Source organism: Pacificoceanicola niger, assembly GCF_048553275.1.
GTDB lineage: Bacteria > Pseudomonadota > Alphaproteobacteria > Rhodobacterales > Rhodobacteraceae > Pacificoceanicola.
Genome location: NZ_JBLZMW010000002.1, coordinates 238,698 through 254,157, shown reverse-complemented (window position 1 = coordinate 254,157; position 15,460 = coordinate 238,698). Strand labels below are relative to the sequence as shown.

General features: G+C 62.3%; 20 protein-coding genes. All 20 read right to left on the bottom strand.

All coding sequences use genetic code 11. The features are described from left to right. Positions 1–3 precede the first annotated feature (3 nt). Positions 4–1,560 carry an NADH-quinone oxidoreductase subunit M gene (locus ACN2XU_RS03875; protein WP_419409086.1) on the bottom strand — a complete coding sequence of 519 codons (1,557 nt, stop codon included), beginning with the start codon at positions 1,558–1,560 and terminating at the stop codon, positions 4–6. Further along, positions 1,560–3,785, bottom strand: coding sequence for an NADH-quinone oxidoreductase subunit L (nuoL, locus tag ACN2XU_RS03870; protein ID WP_419409085.1), 2,226 nt, complete (start codon positions 3,783–3,785; stop codon positions 1,560–1,562). The genes ACN2XU_RS03875 and nuoL overlap by 1 nt, the downstream gene beginning before the upstream one ends. Positions 3,786–3,798: 13 nt before the next feature. Next, positions 3,799–3,951, bottom strand: coding sequence for a hypothetical protein (locus tag ACN2XU_RS03865; RefSeq protein ID WP_419409084.1), 153 nt, complete (start codon positions 3,949–3,951; stop codon positions 3,799–3,801). A 3-nt stretch (positions 3,952–3,954) separates the two neighbouring features. Beyond that, complete coding sequence (gene nuoK / locus ACN2XU_RS03860) at positions 3,955–4,260, bottom strand: NADH-quinone oxidoreductase subunit NuoK (RefSeq protein WP_419409083.1); 306 nt, start codon at positions 4,258–4,260, stop codon at positions 3,955–3,957. Between the two features lie 105 nt (positions 4,261–4,365). Further along, a complete protein-coding gene (locus ACN2XU_RS03855; protein WP_419409082.1) occupies positions 4,366–4,506 on the bottom strand; it encodes a hypothetical protein in 141 nt (46 codons plus the stop codon). Beyond that, on the bottom strand, positions 4,503–5,108 hold the full coding sequence (locus ACN2XU_RS03850; protein WP_419409081.1) for a hypothetical protein: 606 nt from the start codon (positions 5,106–5,108) through the stop codon (positions 4,503–4,505). Before ACN2XU_RS03850 ends, ACN2XU_RS03855 begins: the two co-directional genes overlap by 4 nt. A gap of 3 nt (positions 5,109–5,111) precedes the next feature. Continuing rightward, on the bottom strand, positions 5,112–5,714 hold the full coding sequence (locus tag ACN2XU_RS03845) for an NADH-quinone oxidoreductase subunit J (protein WP_419409080.1): 603 nt from the start codon (positions 5,712–5,714) through the stop codon (positions 5,112–5,114). Continuing rightward, complete coding sequence (locus tag ACN2XU_RS03840) at positions 5,711–6,118, bottom strand: carboxymuconolactone decarboxylase family protein (RefSeq protein WP_419409079.1); 408 nt, start codon at positions 6,116–6,118, stop codon at positions 5,711–5,713. The genes ACN2XU_RS03845 and ACN2XU_RS03840 overlap by 4 nt, the downstream gene beginning before the upstream one ends. Continuing rightward, a complete protein-coding gene (locus tag ACN2XU_RS03835) occupies positions 6,115–6,516 on the bottom strand; it encodes a carboxymuconolactone decarboxylase family protein (RefSeq protein ID WP_419409078.1) in 402 nt (133 codons plus the stop codon). The genes ACN2XU_RS03840 and ACN2XU_RS03835 overlap by 4 nt, the downstream gene beginning before the upstream one ends. After that, positions 6,513–7,007, bottom strand: coding sequence for an NADH-quinone oxidoreductase subunit NuoI (gene nuoI, locus ACN2XU_RS03830; protein WP_419409077.1), 495 nt, complete (start codon positions 7,005–7,007; stop codon positions 6,513–6,515). Before nuoI ends, ACN2XU_RS03835 begins: the two co-directional genes overlap by 4 nt. 4 nt (positions 7,008–7,011) lie before the next feature. After that, positions 7,012–8,049 (bottom strand): NADH-quinone oxidoreductase subunit NuoH, encoded by a 1,038-nt coding sequence (gene nuoH, locus ACN2XU_RS03825; RefSeq protein WP_419409076.1) that lies wholly within the window; start codon positions 8,047–8,049, stop codon positions 7,012–7,014. Between the two features lie 7 nt (positions 8,050–8,056). Beyond that, positions 8,057–8,449 carry a YNQ4 family lipoprotein gene (locus ACN2XU_RS03820; RefSeq protein ID WP_419409075.1) on the bottom strand — a complete coding sequence of 131 codons (393 nt, stop codon included), beginning with the start codon at positions 8,447–8,449 and terminating at the stop codon, positions 8,057–8,059. Positions 8,450–8,451: 2 nt separating this feature from the next. Then, positions 8,452–10,470, bottom strand: a complete 2,019-nt coding sequence (gene nuoG, locus ACN2XU_RS03815) for an NADH-quinone oxidoreductase subunit NuoG (RefSeq protein ID WP_419409074.1) — start codon at positions 10,468–10,470, stop codon at positions 8,452–8,454. A 285-nt stretch (positions 10,471–10,755) separates the two neighbouring features. Further along, on the bottom strand, positions 10,756–11,163 hold the full coding sequence (locus tag ACN2XU_RS03810; protein ID WP_419409073.1) for a DUF5333 domain-containing protein: 408 nt from the start codon (positions 11,161–11,163) through the stop codon (positions 10,756–10,758). Between the two features lie 127 nt (positions 11,164–11,290). Continuing rightward, a complete protein-coding gene (locus ACN2XU_RS03805; RefSeq protein ID WP_419409072.1) occupies positions 11,291–11,641 on the bottom strand; it encodes a Slp family lipoprotein in 351 nt (116 codons plus the stop codon). Positions 11,642–11,752: 111 nt separating this feature from the next. Next, entirely contained in the window at positions 11,753–11,965 is a 213-nt protein-coding gene (locus ACN2XU_RS03800; protein WP_419409071.1) for a hypothetical protein, read from the bottom strand. Between the two features lie 195 nt (positions 11,966–12,160). Then, on the bottom strand, positions 12,161–13,459 hold the full coding sequence (gene nuoF, locus ACN2XU_RS03795) for an NADH-quinone oxidoreductase subunit NuoF (protein ID WP_419409070.1): 1,299 nt from the start codon (positions 13,457–13,459) through the stop codon (positions 12,161–12,163). A gap of 1 nt (position 13,460) precedes the next feature. After that, positions 13,461–13,685, bottom strand: coding sequence for a DUF5337 domain-containing protein (locus ACN2XU_RS03790; protein ID WP_419409069.1), 225 nt, complete (start codon positions 13,683–13,685; stop codon positions 13,461–13,463). A gap of 12 nt (positions 13,686–13,697) precedes the next feature. Then, positions 13,698–14,342 carry a hypothetical protein gene (locus ACN2XU_RS03785; RefSeq protein ID WP_419409068.1) on the bottom strand — a complete coding sequence of 215 codons (645 nt, stop codon included), beginning with the start codon at positions 14,340–14,342 and terminating at the stop codon, positions 13,698–13,700. Positions 14,343–14,555: 213 nt separating this feature from the next. Further along, entirely contained in the window at positions 14,556–15,449 is an 894-nt protein-coding gene (locus ACN2XU_RS03780) for a helix-hairpin-helix domain-containing protein (RefSeq protein WP_419409067.1), read from the bottom strand. Positions 15,450–15,460: the final 11 nt, after the last annotated feature.

Below are 15,460 nucleotides of genomic sequence, written 5' to 3'. Positions count from 1 at the left end.
CCCTTAGTGTTCTGCTGCTTCGGCCACGTGGGTCTCACCGCCAGGATTGGCGGCCGCCACGGCCGTGTCATAATGCTCAACAAGTGCCGCCACGCTCGGCCCGATACGGTCGAGGATCGGCGCGGGATAGACCCCCATCCAGATCGTCATGACGACCAGCGGCGCAAAGATCCACTTTTCGCGCGGGGTCATGTCGGTGATCGTGCGCAGGCTCTCCTTGATCAGATCGCCCATGACCACCCGGCGATAAAGCCAGAGCGCATAGGCCGCCGACAGGATCACGCCGGTGGTCGCCCCGGCCGCCACCCATGTATCCACCTGGAACACGCCCATCAGCGTCAGGAATTCCCCGACAAAGCCGGAGGTGCCCGGCAGGCCGACGTTGGCCATGGTAAAGAGCATGAAGATCAGCGCATAGGCCGGCATCCGGTTCACGAGGCCGCCGTAGGCGTCGATCTCGCGCGTGTGCATCCGGTCGTAGATTACCCCGACACAGAGGAAGAGCGCGCCGGAGATAAAGCCGTGGCTGATCATCTGAAAGATCGCGCCATCGACGCCCTGCTGATTGGCCGCGAAGATCCCCATGGTGACATAGCCCATGTGCGCGACCGACGAATAGGCGATCAGCTTTTTCATGTCTTCCTGAACCAGCGCCACGAGGCTGGTGTAGATGATCGCGATCACCGACAGGGTAAAGACGAGGTTCTGCATCACCTCGGAGCCCACCGGAAACATCGGCAGTGAAAAGCGCAGGAAGCCGTAGCCGCCCATTTTCAGCAGGATCGCCGCCAGCACCACCGAGCCTGCCGTCGGCGCCTGCACGTGCGCATCGGGAAGCCAGGTGTGCACCGGCCACATCGGCATCTTCACCGCGAAAGAGGCAAAGAACGCCAGGAACAGCAGGGTCTGCATCCCGCCAACGATCTGAATGCCCAACAGGCTGAAGCTCTCGGAGGCAAAATTGTGGTTGAGCAGCACGGTGATGTCCGTGGTGCCCGCGTCGGAATACATGCCGACCATGGCCACCAGCATCAGCACCGAGCCGAGGAAGGTATAGAGGAAGAACTTGAAGCTCGCATAGATGCGGTTCGCCCCGCCCCAGATGCCGATGATCAGGAACATCGGGATCAGACCGGCCTCGAAGAACAGGTAGAACAGCACGAGGTCCAGCGCCATGAACACGCCAAGCATCAGCGTCTCAAGCAGCAGGAACGCGATCATGTATTCCTTGACCCGCGTCTTCACCTCCCAGCTGGCGAGGATCGTCAGCGGCATCATGAAGGTGGTCAGCATCACGAACAGCACCGAAATCCCGTCGACGCCCATCTTGTACTGCATTCCCAGCAGCCAGGAGCGCTCCTCGACCATCTGGAAACCGGTGTCGGAGGGATCGAACTGGAACAGGATGAACAAGGAGATGACGAAGGTCGCAGAGGTGGCGATCATCGCCAGCCATTTCGCGTTCCGTTCCGCCGCCGCATCATCGCCGCGCAGGAAGACCGCGAGGATCAGCGCCGCCAGCGCGGGCAGGAAAGTGACAATGGAAAGAAGGTTATCCATCAGTGCGCTCCTCCGCTGAGCGTCATCCAGGTGATCAGAACGGCGATCCCGATCACCATCGCAAAGGCATAGGTAAAGATGTAGCCGGACTGGGCGCGGCCCGCGAGCCGGGTGAAGAAGGGCACGATGCCCATCGCGATCCCGTTGATCGACCCGTCGATCGCATCCGTATCGCCGCGCTTCCACAAGAAGCGGCCAATGGCCTTGGCAGGACGCACGAAGAGGAAGCCGTAGATCTCGTCAAAGTACCACTTGTTCAGCAGGAACAGGTACAGCGGACGCTGGTTCTCGGCCAGCCGCTTCGGCAACGACGGGTTCACGATATAGAACCAGAACGCCGTGGCCAGACCGATGATCATCGCAACGAAGGGGCTGATCTTGACCCAGGTCGGCGCATGGTGCGCATCGTCCATCACCGTGTTGTCGGCGGCCATGTAGATCGCCCCCTGCGGAGCCATGCCATGCACCGGCGGCATCGCCGCATGTGTGCCATCGGTCAGCGTTGCATGATCGCCGGAGGCATCGACGCCCTCGGCCGCGCTTTGCTCGGTCTCATCGGCAAGGGCCATTGCCGCGCTGTCCGCGTGGCCGGCCTCCGCCGCCTCGACCGCGCCCTCACCGCTGTCGGCGCTCGCGGGCGCGTTGTGGGGCTCTTCCGTCCCGTGACCGGCGTCGGCACTCTCTTCGTGATGTGCAGGAATGCCAAAGAACGCATTCACCCGGTTATGATCGCCAAAGAAGCTGTTGTACCAGATCATGCCGGAGAAGATCGCGCCAAGCGCCAGCACACCCAGCGGGATCAACATCACCGTCGGGCTTTCATGGGCGTGATCATGCGTGTGCTTGTTGCCGCGCTGCTCGCCATAGAAGGTCATGAAGATCAGGCGCCAGCTGTAGAACGATGTGAACAGCGCCGCGATGACCAGCATCCAGAAGGCATAGCCCCCCGCCGTCCCGGCCCAGGCGCTTTCGATCACCGCGTCCTTCGACAGGAAGCCGGCAAATCCGATGTGCGTGAGCGGAATGCCGACGCCGGTGATGGCCAGCGTGCCGATCATCATCGCCCAGAAGGTATAGGGGAGTTTCTTGCGCAGCCCGCCATAGTTCCGCATGTCCTGCTCGTGGTGCATACCGTGGATCACGGACCCCGCGCCCAGGAACAGCATCGCTTTGAAGAACGCATGGGTGAACAGGTGGAACATGGCAACGGAATAGACGCCGACGCCGGCCGCCACGAACATGTAACCCAGCTGCGAACAGGTCGAATAGGCGATGACCCGCTTGATGTCGTTCTGCACGAGGCCAACCGTCGCGGCAAAGAACGCCGTGGTCGCCCCGAGGAAGGTGATGAAGCCCGTGGCATGCGGCGCGAATTCCATCAGCGGCGACATGCGGCAAACGAGGAAGACACCCGCGGTCACCATGGTCGCCGCGTGGATCAGCGCCGACACCGGGGTCGGGCCTTCCATCGCATCCGGCAGCCAGGTGTGCAGGATCAGCTGCGCCGATTTGCCCATGGCGCCGATGAACAGCAGCAAAGCAACGACCTCAGCGGCATTCCATGTGCCCCAAAGGAAGGTCAGCTGCGTGTTCGCGATCTCCGGCGCAGCGGCAAAGATGTCGTCGAACCGGATCGAATCCGTCAGGAAAAACAGCGCAAAGATGCCAAGCGCAAAGCCGAAATCACCAACCCGGTTGACCACGAAGGCCTTGATCGCGGCGGCATTGGCACTCGGCTTGCGGTAGTAGAAGCCGATCAGCAGGTAGGACGCGACCCCCACGCCTTCCCAGCCAAAGAACATCTGAACAAGGTTGTCCGAGGTCACCAGCATGAGCATGGCGAAGGTGAAGAACGAAAGGTAAGCGAAGAACCGCGCGCGATAGCTCTCCTCGCCGTCCTTGAAGTTGTCGTCATGCGCCATGTAGCCAAAGGAGTACAGGTGCACGAGCGAGGACACCGTGGTCACCACGATCAGCATGATCGAGGTCAGGCGGTCGAGCCGGATCGACCAGTCCGTCGACAGCGATCCACTTTCGATCCAGCGCATGATCTGGATGTGCTGCGTCTCCGGTCCGTGGGTGAAGAAGACGATCCAGCTCAGGAAAGCCGCGAGGAACAGCAGACCGGTCGTGACATACTGCGCACCCTTGATCGAAATGAAGCGCCAGCCGAAACCGGCGATCAGGCTGCCCAACAGCGGGGCAAAGAGGATAATGGTTTCCATCTTGATTTCCTTCTCAGCCGTCAATCAGCGAGGCGATGGTCTGCGCCCCCTGCGGGTCGATCATTGGAAAGGGCACGAAAAGCAGCGCCGTCGCCACATAGCCCATTATGCTGTCAAAGCTGCCACCTGTGATCAGAAACAGGCCCGGTAAACCGATATTCGACATGCCCTATCCCTTCATCACGTTGACGTCTTCCACGGCAATGGTGCCGCGGTTGCGGAAGAAGCAGACGAGGATCGCAAGGCCAATAGCGGCCTCGGCGGCGGCGACGGTCAACACGAACAGCGTGAACACCTGCCCCGTCAGATCCCCGAGGTGGGTAGAAAAGGCGACAAGGTTGATGTTCACCGCCAAGAGCATCAATTCGATGCTCATCAGCAGGATGATCACGTTCTTGCGGTTCAGGAAAAGCCCGAAAATCCCGATGACGAACAGCACAGCCGCCACCGTCAGGTAATGTTCCAATCCGATCATCTCACGTCCCTCCGGGTCTCGCCCGATTGTCGTCTTTTACTCACGCGGTCCGCCTTGGCGATCCGCAGTCCCGGACCTGATCCGGGACCTCATCTCTTTTGCGCCTCAGACCCGAGCAGCCCGCCGCGCCTTCCACCAGCGCACAAGCGCCAGTCCCAGCACCGCCTTGATCACCCAAAGCGCCGCAATCCCGCCGACGCCCAGCAGCGCAATGCTGCCCTTGAGCGAGGCGATCAACCCCATCATTTCCGCGCCCCCGCCGAGTCAGGATAGAAAATCCGACACCCGCACAGAAAATCGACCCGGTCCTTCGGAAGTACCGGCACATCGCGGTCCGCCATACGCAGCGGCCAAACCGCCTCGTCGACATAAACTTCGCTCATCCCCTTGGCGATGTTCGACAGCGCCTTCACATCCTTGCCTTCGGTCAGGCTCAGCGTGCCGCCCGCACCGACCAGGGTATAGCGATCCCCGTCTTCGCCGCCGCAGGGACCCTCGACGCGGTTCTCGTTGTCGATCACCGCAGAGTTCAACCGGATCACTTCGCGTGTGCCACAATCGGCGACCAACGCCGACGTGACCTTGCCCTCGACGGTTTCGAGCACCTGGTAAAAACGCGCGCTGCCAAGGTCGATCGCGGGACCGCCCGAAAATGTGTCATGCACACCGCCATTCACGAACGAGCAATCCTTGCGGGTCACCACCGGCTTGCTCTTCATGCGCTGGTCATAGGCCTGGCGCAGGCGCTCATCCTCGCTGATCGGGTTGATGGAACAGGCCAAAGCCTGCCCCGCCGTCAAAACGGCGGCAGCCCCGATACAGCCAAGATATGTGAAGGCCGATGTCAACGGTTACAGCCCCTGTCCCGGTTTTACGTCCTTGAGCGCCATCTGCTGTTTCGGATCGCGCATGATCTGGCTCACGATGTCCTGCCGTTTCACACCCGCACGGTGGCGCAGCGTCAGGACGATTGCCCCGATCATCGCGACCAGCAGGATCAGTCCAGACAGCTGGAACAGCAGGAAATACTTGTCGTAAAGGATCAGCCCGAGCGCCGCCGTGTTGTGCACATCCGCCGGAATCGGGTTGGCCATCTGGTCCGCCGCGATCTCGGACGCTTCCCAGACGCCGAACGCCATGGCCAGCTGCATCAGGATCACAACGCCGATCAACAGGGCCAGCGGCATGTAGCGCGCCATCTCCGCCTTGAGCTCGGCGAAATCCACGTCCAGCATCATCACAACAAAGAGGAAGAGCACCGCCACCGCGCCGACATAGACAATGATCAGCAGCATGGCGACGAATTCCGCCCCCATGAGCACGAACATGCCCGCCGCCGACAGGAAGGCGAGGATCAGCCAGAGCACCGAATGCACCGGATTGCGGCTGATCACTGTGAACAGGCCCCCCGCAACAGCGCCAACGGCGAACAGGTAGAAGGCAAAGGCGATCATGTCTCTTCATCCTTTCTGTCTTCCATGACTGCCTTGGCCATATCCATGGCGCGGGTCATGGCAGGAATACCGGCGAACATCGACATCTGGGCGATGGTCTCGGCGATCTCTTCTTTGGAGGCACCGGCCTCCAGAGCGTGGCGCACGGTCATGCGGAACGGCGTCTCCGCCTGCGCGCCCTGCATGGTCAGCCCGGCGAGCGTCAGCAGCAGGCGGGTCTTTGCGTCAAGACCCTCCTTCGACATCCCCTTGCCGAACCACATTTCCATGGCGTCCTTCGGCATGGTCGGCCACATCTTCTCGAAGCCCTTGGGATCGAAAGAGGACAGTGCCGGATTGAAGGCCTTGGCCATCTCCTGCGCCTGCTCCATCATCAGCTCGAATGGCGTCTTGGGATCGCTCATGCCTCGGCCTCCTCGGCGTCGAACACCTCCATAGCGGCGTTCATTGCGTTGATCATGGCCGGGAAACCGCCATAGAGCGTCATCTGGAAGATGATCTCCGCGATCTCCTCCCGGCTCGCGCCAACCGCGCGGGCACTGGCAATGTTGACCTTGAGCTGCGGCCGGGTCTGGCCACCAAGCGCGGTCAGCGCCGCCACCGTCGCCAGCAGGCGCGTCTTCTCGTCAACACCGCCACGGGCATAGAACTGGCCATAGGCCACATCCACGATGGTCCGGGACAGCCCCGGAACCAGCGCGTCGTAACGATCACGCAGAGCGTCCTCCATCCCGGGATTGACCTGTTCGGAGAGGGTCTTCCCGCGGGCGTAGGTGTCGGTATGCGGCGCGTCAAGGCTCATCGGTAGGGTGCATCCAACTCGAGGTTGCGGGCGATCTCGGCTTCCCAGCGGTCACCGTTCGCCAGCAGCTTGTCCTTGTCATAGAACAGCTCTTCGCGCGTCTCCGTCGCAAACTCGAAGTTCGGCCCTTCGACGATGGCATCCACCGGGCAGGCTTCCTGGCAGAAGCCGCAATAGATGCACTTGGTCATGTCGATGTCATAACGCGTGGTGCGGCGGCTGCCATCCTCGCGCGGCTCGGCGTCAATGGTGATCGCCTGCGCCGGGCAGATCGCCTCGCAGAGTTTGCAGGCAATGCAGCGCTCTTCGCCGTTGGGATAGCGACGCAGCGCGTGTTCGCCGCGGAACCGCGGGCTCAAAGGCCCCTTTTCATGCGGATAGTTCAGCGTCGCCTTGGGCGCGAAGAAGTACTTCAGGCCAAGGCGGAAGCCTTCGATGAAATCGAACAGCAGGAAATACTTGGCCCTGCGGGCGTAGTCGGTATTTGCCATGTCGTTACCCTCCCGTGGTCCAACGGGCGTATGCCCCGAAGAACCAGTCGAATTTTGCAGCAAAGGCGACGAAAACCACCCACACGAGGCTGAACGGAAGGAAGACCTTCCAACCAAGGCGCATCAGCTGGTCATAGCGGTAGCGCGGGGTGATCGCCTTCACCATGGCGAAGATGAAGAAGAAGAAGGCCATCTTGGCGACCATCCACAGCACGCCGTCCGGCAGGCCGGGGATCGGCGAGAGCCAGCCGCCGAAGAACAGCAGCGAGGTCAGCGCGCACATCAGGAAGATGGCGATGTATTCGCCCGCCATGAACAGCAGGAAGGGCGTCGCCGAATATTCCACCTGGTAACCCGCCACCAGTTCCGATTCCGCTTCGGGAAGGTCGAAGGGCGGGCGGTTGGTTTCGGCCAGGGCGCTGATGAAGAACAGGAAAACCATCGGGAAGTGCGGCAGCCAGTACCACGAGAAAAACCCGAAAGAGCCATCCTGCGCCCGAACGATGTCGCCGAAATTCATCGAGCCGGTGGAGATGATCACGCCGATGATGATCAGGCCGATGCTGACCTCATAAGAAATCATCTGCGCCGCCGAGCGCAGCGAACCAAGGAAGGGATATTTCGAGTTCGAAGCCCAGCCGCCCATGATCACGCCATACACCTCCAGCGAGGACATCGCGAAGACATAGAGAATGGCAACGTTGATGTTGGAAATCACCCAGCCATCGTTGAACGGGATCACCGCCCAGACGATCACCGCCAGGACAAAGCTGGTCATCGGTGCCAGCATGAAGACGGGACGATCCGCCCCCGCCGGGATAACCACCTCTTTGACAACGTATTTCAGCGCATCGGCAACGGACTGAAGGATGCCGAAGACACCCACCACGTTCGGCCCCCGGCGCATCTGCACCGCCGCCCAGATCTTGCGGTCCCCGTAGACGAGAAACAGCAGGGAAACCATCACAAAGCCCAACACCGCAAGGCATTGCGCAAAGATGATCACCAGTGTGCCCAGAGGCGTGGTAAAGAAGTCGGCCATCAGATCCTCACACCATCGGTATTCCGTTTTCGGCACAGGCCAGCGCGACGACTTCCGCGTCGATGGTCCTCAGCCCTTCGGGCAACGCCGCAGAGATGGTATACACCGCATCCCCCCGCCACAGGCCGCCCTCTTCATTCACATTCGTGCGCAGGTGCCGGGCAAAGCCATAGCCCCGGATCAGCGCATATTGCGCCGCGGCGCACTCCGCATACTCCGCGACATCGTCCTGCCCCCGCGCCCCGCGCATCGTCACGTCAAACTGCACCAGATCGCCTTCGAGAAGGCGCGTCTCGATTCCCTCGTAGACCGGGGCAAAAGTCCCCGCCTGCGGCGCGGGCGTGCAGGCAGAAAGCCCGCTCGCCAGCGCCATCAGGCTTATGAGAAGGGTGCCGCGCAAGATCACTCGGCCGCCAACGGGGCATTCGCCCGGTCCTTGGCGGTCTTCGACAGCTCCGCCATCAGAGTCGAGGCCCGTGCGATCGGATTGGTCAGCCAGAAATCCTTGATGACATAGCGGAAGTCGGCGTCGCCGAGCGTGCCGGCCGGTTCGGCCTGCCACGCGTTCTCGGGCACCGTGTCGATCTGCGCCAGATGCGGCACGTCCTTGACCAGGGCCTGACGCAGCTGCGCAAGGCTGTCCCATGGCAGCGTCGCGTCCATCTCCCCGGACAGCGCCCGCAGGATCGCCCAGTTTTCCTTGGCCTCGCCCGGTGCAAACCCGGCGCGCAGCGCCAGCTGCGGACGGCCTTCGGTGTTGACGAACAGGCCCTGCTCCTCGGTGTAGGCCGCGCCCGGCAGGATCACATCGGCACGATGCGCGCCGCGATCGCCGTGCGAGCCTTGATAGATCACAAACGCACCCTCGCCGATCTCCACCTCGTCCGCGCCAAGGTTATAGATCACGTCGGCTTCGTTGACCGCGTCCATGCCGCGCTCGTTGACCGCGCCCACATCCAGCGCACCGACACGGGCGGCGGCGGTGTGAAGGACCATGAATTTCGAATGGCCCGCCTCTGCGGTCTGCATCGCAGTGCCCAGAACGGCGGCGCCATCGGCCTCCGTCAAAGCGCCCTGACCGATGATCATCACACCCTTGACGCCGTCCTTGTCGGAATGGTCCTGCTTGGCCACCCAATCGAGCGCGCCGCGCCCGGTGCCAAGCTCGATCACGTCATAGGTCAGATCGACCGGCGCGCCGATCCGCGCCACCTTGGCGCCGCGCGCCCAGGCCTTGCGAATGCGCGCGTTCAGAACCGGCGCCTCTTCGCGCGGGTTGGTGCCGATCAGCAGGATCATCTCCGCCTCGTCGATATCCTCGATCGCGGCAGTGCCGACATAGGCAGACCGGTTCCCGGCGGGCAGCTTTGCCCCGTCGGTGCGCGATTCGACCACGCCGCCCTGCCCCTCGATCAACGCCTTGAGACTGTAGACCGCCTCGACCGGCGCCAGATCACCGACGATCCCGGCAAGGTTCTTGGCCCCCTTGATCGCCTCTGCGGCCTTGGCCAGAGCCTCGCCCCAGCTTGCAGGGCGCAGCTTGCCGTTCTCGCGCACGTAAGGTTTGTCGAGCCGCTGACGACGCAGCCCGTCCCAGACAAAGCGCGTCTTGTCGGAAATCCATTCTTCGTTCACGCCGTCATGGTTGCGCGGCAGGAAGCGCATGACTTCGCGTCCCTTCGTATCCACCCGGATCGACGAGCCAAGCGCATCCATCACGTCGATGGATTCAGTCTTGGTCAGCTCCCAGGGGCGCGCGGTAAAGGCATAGGGCTTGGAGACCAGCGCGCCCACCGGGCACAGGTCGATGATATTGCCCTGCAGGTTCGAATCGAGCGTCTGCCCGAGATAGCTGGTGATCTCCGCATCCTCGCCGCGCCCGGTCTGGCCCATCTGGGTGATGCCGGCCACTTCGGTGGTGAACCGCACGCACCGGGTGCAGGAGATGCAGCGCGTCATGTGTGTCTCGACCAGCGGACCAAGGTCCAGATCGGTCACCGCCCGCTTGGGTTCGCGGAACCGCGAGAAATCGACGCCATAGGCCATGGCCTGATCCTGCAGGTCGCATTCGCCGCCCTGATCGCAGATCGGGCAATCCAGCGGGTGGTTGATCAGGAGAAACTCCATCACCCCCTCGCGCGCCTTCTTCACCATGGGCGAATTGGTCTTCACAACCGGCGGCTGGCCTTCCGGGCCGGGGCGCAGATCGCGCACCTGCATGGCGCAGGAGGCCGCAGGCTTCGGCGGTCCGCCGACCACCTCGACCAGGCACATGCGGCAGTTGCCTGCAATCGAAAGGCGTTCGTGGTAGCAAAAACGCGGCACCTCGATACCCGCCTGCTCGCAGGCCTGGATCAGGGTCATCGCCCCGTCCACCTCCAGCTCATTGCCATCAATGATGATCTTGCGCAAATCGGACATGCCCGAGCCCTTCAGTTACAGTGCCTAGGGACGGCCCCGGATCGCCGATATCAAGTGCAGGCAATGCGGGCCGCGGTCGGGCGGGTTCTAACGCGGCTGAAGCCAAGACACCAGCGTATATCCACACCAAAGCCGTGAAAAATCGACGCGGATACGGGGTTTTAAATGCATTTTGATGAATGCGTCACCCCAGATGCGCCGCAGTGCCGCATCAAAAAGCCCGCCGGACTGCGTGAGTCTGCGGCGGGCCTTTTCCTGACCTGTTTTCTCGGTCTTGCACCGATCTCAGCGCAACAGCACGCCGATTGCCGTGCCCTTGTCAATCTGCGTTTCGCCAAAGGCGCAGAGCGACGCGCCGTCCCCGGCATTCACCCCCTGCGACGCAAGATAGGCCGTCGCCTTCGCCCGCATTCGCGCCTTCTCGTCCTTGGAGGTCACGTAATCCTCGATTTCGTCATCGGAATACCCCAGCGCCCCGGCGCGGGATTTCAGCGCATTGATCGTTGTATAGGCCTTGATCATCCGGGCATTGATATCATCGCAGGTCTTGCGGATCTCATCGGCAATCGCGATGGCCATCAACGCATTGTCGATCTCCGCCACGTCACGCAACGCCGGTTTCGCCGCCAACGGACCGGCCGCCATTACCGCCCCGAGGGCCAGCGCAACGGCGCGTTTGGGAATCAGGCGCATCGGGTCGCCTCCTTGCAGGATACTCATGCCTGCAGATGTGATGCGGGGTGGCTGTTATGCAATAGCAGCCACCCCAAACCATTGACTCGCAGCGTATTTTCGCCGGCTCTGGCGCACTCCGCCCGGATTATTTATCCTCGCAGGTGCCGCGAAAGATCAGAGTGTCATTGTCGATCTGCATCGCCTCGCGCGGCGTGTCGGGACCACTGTCCCAGACGATATCGGACGTGCCGAAATAGCGGATGCAATGCTGGATACCCTCGTAGCGCGCCGCCTCGATTGCGCCATCGAAAGACTTGGACACCGGCTTGGCCGTCGCCACGAAGGACTGCCGGTCGCCGCGCGGCGCCTTGGCCGTGCCGCGAAAGCGCTGGCCGTCGAACACTTCAGGGTTCTGGGCAAAACCGAACCGGTCCCGGATGCTGCTGCACCCGGCCAGCGACAGCGCCAGAACCCCCATCAGAATGACCCGCATCATCGCCCTGCTCCCTCGCACTTTTTTGTCTGTGTCTGGAGCAAAAACGCCCCCGTTTCTCCGGGCGCAGTGTCTTCTCTCTGGCCCGAATGGTCAAGCGGTCCAGCCCCGCGTTCAGCCAAAGAAGAGCCAGGTCATCAGCAAGATCCCCGCGACCACGCATCCGCTCTTGACCAAGCCTTTCGGGTTCACACCGCTGCGCAGGGTCTGTCGCGGCGCACAGACCAACCCGCAGCGCAGGCAAGCGGCCCCCTGGGGATAGGGGCAGGTGCCGCATCTCGGGCAGCTGTCCGGGTGAACCAACTCGTTTGCTTCATAGTCGAACATCTCACCTGTCCTCGCTCTCGCGAGGCAAAGGACAGGACTTATTCGTTGAATTTATGAAGACATTGGGGGCTTTCGGTGTCATCCGTGGCGGCTGACCACAGGAGCGCGACGCCAGCCCCGCAAAACAAGAACGGCCCGCAAAAGGGCGGGCCGCGTTGATATCATCGCGTTTACGGTCCGGGAACGTCCGGCAGTTTACTCCGCCGCGACGGCGCTCATCTTGCCGGTCTTCTGCGCCTTGATTCGATCCTCGATCTCGTCGCGGAAGTTGCGAATGAGGCCCTGGATCGGCCAGGCCGCCGCATCGCCAAGCGCACAGATCGTGTGGCCCTCGACCTGCTTGGTCACGTCCCACAGCATGTCGATCTCTTCGGGATCGGCGTTGCCCTGAACCAGACGATCCATCACCCGCATCATCCAGCCGGTGCCCTCGCGGCACGGCGTGCACTGGCCACAGCTCTCGTGCTTGTAGAACTTCGACAGCCGCCAGATCGCCTTGATGATATCCGTCGACTGATCCATCACGATCACCGCCGCCGTACCAAGCCCCGAGCCGAGCTCGCCGCGCAGGTAATCGAAATCCATCACCGCATCGCGCATCTTCTCGCCGCGCACGCAGGGCACGGAGGAGCCGCCGGGAATGACCGCCTTGAGGTTGTCCCAGCCGCCTCGAATCCCGCCGCAATGCTTTTCGATCAGCTCTTCGAAAGAGATGCTCATCTCTTCCTCGACCACGCAGGGGTTGTTCACATGGCCGGAGATCGCGAACAGTTTCGTGCCCGCGTTGTTCTGACGGCCAAAGCCGGAAAACCACTCCGGACCACGGCGCAGGATCGTCGGCACAACCGCGATCGATTCCACGTTGTTCACCGTCGTCGGGCAGCCATAAAGCCCGGAGCCCGCCGGGAACGGCGGCTTCATGCGCGGCATCCCCTTCTTGCCCTCAAGCGATTCCAGCAACGCGGTTTCCTCGCCGCAGATATAGGCGCCCGCCCCGTGGTGCAGATACAGGTCGAAGTCCCAATCGGACCCGGCGGCATTCTTGCCCAGCAGGCCCGCGTCATAGGCCTCGTCAATCGCCGCCTGCAGCGCTTCTTTCTCGCGGATGTATTCGCCGCGAATATAGATGTAACAGGCATGCGCCTGCATCGCGAAACTGGCAATCAGGCAACCTTCGATCAGCGTATGCGGATCGTGGCGCATGATCTCGCGGTCCTTGCAGGTGCCCGGCTCCGATTCGTCCGCATTCACAACAAGATAGGCCGGACGACCGTCCGATTCCTTGGGCATGAAAGACCATTTCAGACCGGTCGGGAAACCCGCGCCGCCCCGGCCCCGAAGACCGGAGGCTTTCATCTGGTCGATGATCCAGTCGCGACCCTTTTGAATGATTCCGGCGGTGCCGTCCCAGTGCCCACGCTTCTTTGCGCCATCGAGGGTGCGGTCGTGCATCCCATAGAGGTTGGTAAAGATGCGGTCCTTGTCCTGAAGCATGCTATTCGTCCTGTTTCTCGCGGCGCGAACGCCAGAGTCCGTAAATCATCCAGATCGCCCAACCGAAGGCGGCCACCGCAGCCAGGTCGAACAACGCAAGCGTCCGCGTCGTCCAGCCCATCGCCGCGCCAATGGCATTGATGACGATCCAGGCAACACCGGTTCCGGCGATCAACAGCGCAATCTTGCGCCCGGTTTTCTGCTCGTCCGATGTTGCCTGTGTCATTGCCTCTGCCCGTTACCCTTTGGCGGTTGTTTTGTCTACGGCATTGCCGGTGTTTGAACTTGTTTTCGCAGTCTCGGCAGGGGCTTTCGGGGCCGCCGCCTGAGCCTCTGCGGGCTTGGCCGCCGGAGCCGGGGCAGGTTTCGCCGCCTGCGTCTGGGCCGGTTTCGCTGCCGCAGCAGATGCAGGCTTCGCCGCCTGCGTCGGAGCAGTTTTGGCCGCCGGAGCAGATGCAGGTTTCGCTGCCTGTGCCGGGGCCGTTTTGGCCGCCGGAGCGGCTGCAGGTTTCGCTGCCTGCGTCGGGGCAGGTTTCGCTGCCGGAGCAGATGCAGGTTTCGCCGCCGGGGTCTTGGCCGCCGCTGGCGCTTTTGCCGGGACCGCTTTTGCCGCCGGAGCCTTGCGTGTCGCCGTTTTGCGTGTGGGCGCCTTGGCCGCCGGGGCCTTGGCCGCAGGCGCCTTGGCCGGAGCAACCGCAGCCTTTGCAGCCACTGGCACCGCAACATCCCGGCGCATCACACGCGCCACACTCAGCGGCATGTCCAAAGCCGCCTGCGTCATGACGTAATTCATCTCGATCACCATTTCGGCCTGCTTGGCCCAAAATTCGATCAAGGCGCCGAAGTCCGGCGTCATCGGGTTGGTAAATCTGGAGGTCTTCATGGTCACGTATCCGTTCCCGTCCTTTGGTGAAACACGGAACACCCGCGTTCTTCAAAGATGCCGCTCCTCCCAGGCGACACCACACTCAAGGCCTCGCACAGCCCACAGACTGGTGCAAGGCCCCCTCTCGTCGCAGGGCCTGGGCCGCTTTGCGTGCCCTTCCCCATCGTTTTTCCCGTTCCGCGCCCCGATGTGATCCGCAGGCGCGGCCCGTCAGTAAACCTTGCCGTCTTCGACGCGCTGCGAAAACTCCGTCTCGCCGCCCGCCGCGAGGATTTTTGCCTGGCCAACCCAATCGTCGCGCGTCGCCCGGCCTTTGAACCCGACGAGATTGGCATCAATCCACGCCAGCTCATCCGCAGACCATGCGGCAATCTGATCGAAGTGATAGATCCCCAGATCGTTGCACAGAGTCTCAAGCTTCGGCCCGATCCCCTTGATTTCCTTGAGATTGTCGGCACCGCCATCGCGGGGCGCAGACATCATGTCGGGCTTTTTGCCCTCGTCATCGCCCTCGACGACACCATCGCCATCGCGGTCGACCTTGTCCTCTGCCGCGCCCGACGGGGCGGGATCGCCGCCCTCATAGCGCCAGCTGCCCTTGCGCGTGGCCAATTCTTCCGTACCTGCCAAAGGCTTGGACGGTTTGATCGTCGGCCCGGCGGCGTCAGAGCCGCTATTGCTCTCATCAGGGGCCGTCGCTTGCGCCGTTTCGGCTTTCTCGGTCTCGGCCGCAGGCTCATCTGCCACTGCCGACTCCGCTGCAGGTTCATCCGCCGCAGCAGGTTCATCCGCCGCAGCAGGTTCATCCGCCGGAGCGGGCGCAGCAGGCGCTTCACGCGGCGCCGCAGGCTCGGGCGCCGCCACCGCCCCACCGACCGCCTCTGCAACAGCCGCGGTAGGCGTATCTTCCAAAGAGGCCGTGCCGGACTTGCAGAACATCCAGGTAAACAGAAGGCCCAGACCCACGGCCACCAAAATCCCGATCAGGAGCGATGCGACAAACCCCCGATCCGCCAGCGAAATGTTCAACAAGAAGCTGAAAAGACCCACGGCCCCCGCAACGCTCCAACATTTCATCGTACAGCTTCCGGTCTGGTTACTCATCGGATCACTCC

Coding starts and splice junctions, on each gene's coding strand:
- ACN2XU_RS03865 (WP_419409084.1), bottom strand. CDS start 3,951: ATGTCGAATATCGGTTTACCGGGCCTGTTTCTGATCACAGGTGGCAGC.
- ACN2XU_RS03805 (WP_419409072.1), bottom strand. CDS start 11,641: ATGATGCGGGTCATTCTGATGGGGGTTCTGGCGCTGTCGCTGGCCGGG.
- ACN2XU_RS03790 (WP_419409069.1), bottom strand. CDS start 13,685: ATGACACAGGCAACATCGGACGAGCAGAAAACCGGGCGCAAGATTGCG.
- nuoF (WP_419409070.1), bottom strand. CDS start 13,459: ATGCTTCAGGACAAGGACCGCATCTTTACCAACCTCTATGGGATGCAC.
- nuoG (WP_419409074.1), bottom strand. CDS start 10,470: ATGTCCGATTTGCGCAAGATCATCATTGATGGCAATGAGCTGGAGGTG.
- ACN2XU_RS03780 (WP_419409067.1), bottom strand. CDS start 15,449: ATGAGTAACCAGACCGGAAGCTGTACGATGAAATGTTGGAGCGTTGCG.
- ACN2XU_RS03835 (WP_419409078.1), bottom strand. CDS start 6,516: ATGAGCCTTGACGCGCCGCATACCGACACCTACGCCCGCGGGAAGACC.
- ACN2XU_RS03875 (WP_419409086.1), bottom strand. CDS start 1,560: ATGGATAACCTTCTTTCCATTGTCACTTTCCTGCCCGCGCTGGCGGCG.
- ACN2XU_RS03845 (WP_419409080.1), bottom strand. CDS start 5,714: ATGATCGCCTTTGCCTTCTACCTGTTCGCCGTTGGCGCTGTTGCGGGG.
- nuoI (WP_419409077.1), bottom strand. CDS start 7,007: ATGGCAAATACCGACTACGCCCGCAGGGCCAAGTATTTCCTGCTGTTC.
- nuoH (WP_419409076.1), bottom strand. CDS start 8,049: ATGGCCGACTTCTTTACCACGCCTCTGGGCACACTGGTGATCATCTTT.
- ACN2XU_RS03800 (WP_419409071.1), bottom strand. CDS start 11,965: ATGTTCGACTATGAAGCAAACGAGTTGGTTCACCCGGACAGCTGCCCG.
- nuoK (WP_419409083.1), bottom strand. CDS start 4,260: ATGATCGGATTGGAACATTACCTGACGGTGGCGGCTGTGCTGTTCGTC.
- ACN2XU_RS03810 (WP_419409073.1), bottom strand. CDS start 11,163: ATGCGCCTGATTCCCAAACGCGCCGTTGCGCTGGCCCTCGGGGCGGTA.
- ACN2XU_RS03855 (WP_419409082.1), bottom strand. CDS start 4,506: ATGATGGGGTTGATCGCCTCGCTCAAGGGCAGCATTGCGCTGCTGGGC.
- nuoL (WP_419409085.1), bottom strand. CDS start 3,785: ATGGAAACCATTATCCTCTTTGCCCCGCTGTTGGGCAGCCTGATCGCC.
- ACN2XU_RS03840 (WP_419409079.1), bottom strand. CDS start 6,118: ATGAGCGATCCCAAGACGCCATTCGAGCTGATGATGGAGCAGGCGCAG.
- ACN2XU_RS03785 (WP_419409068.1), bottom strand. CDS start 14,342: ATGAAGACCTCCAGATTTACCAACCCGATGACGCCGGACTTCGGCGCC.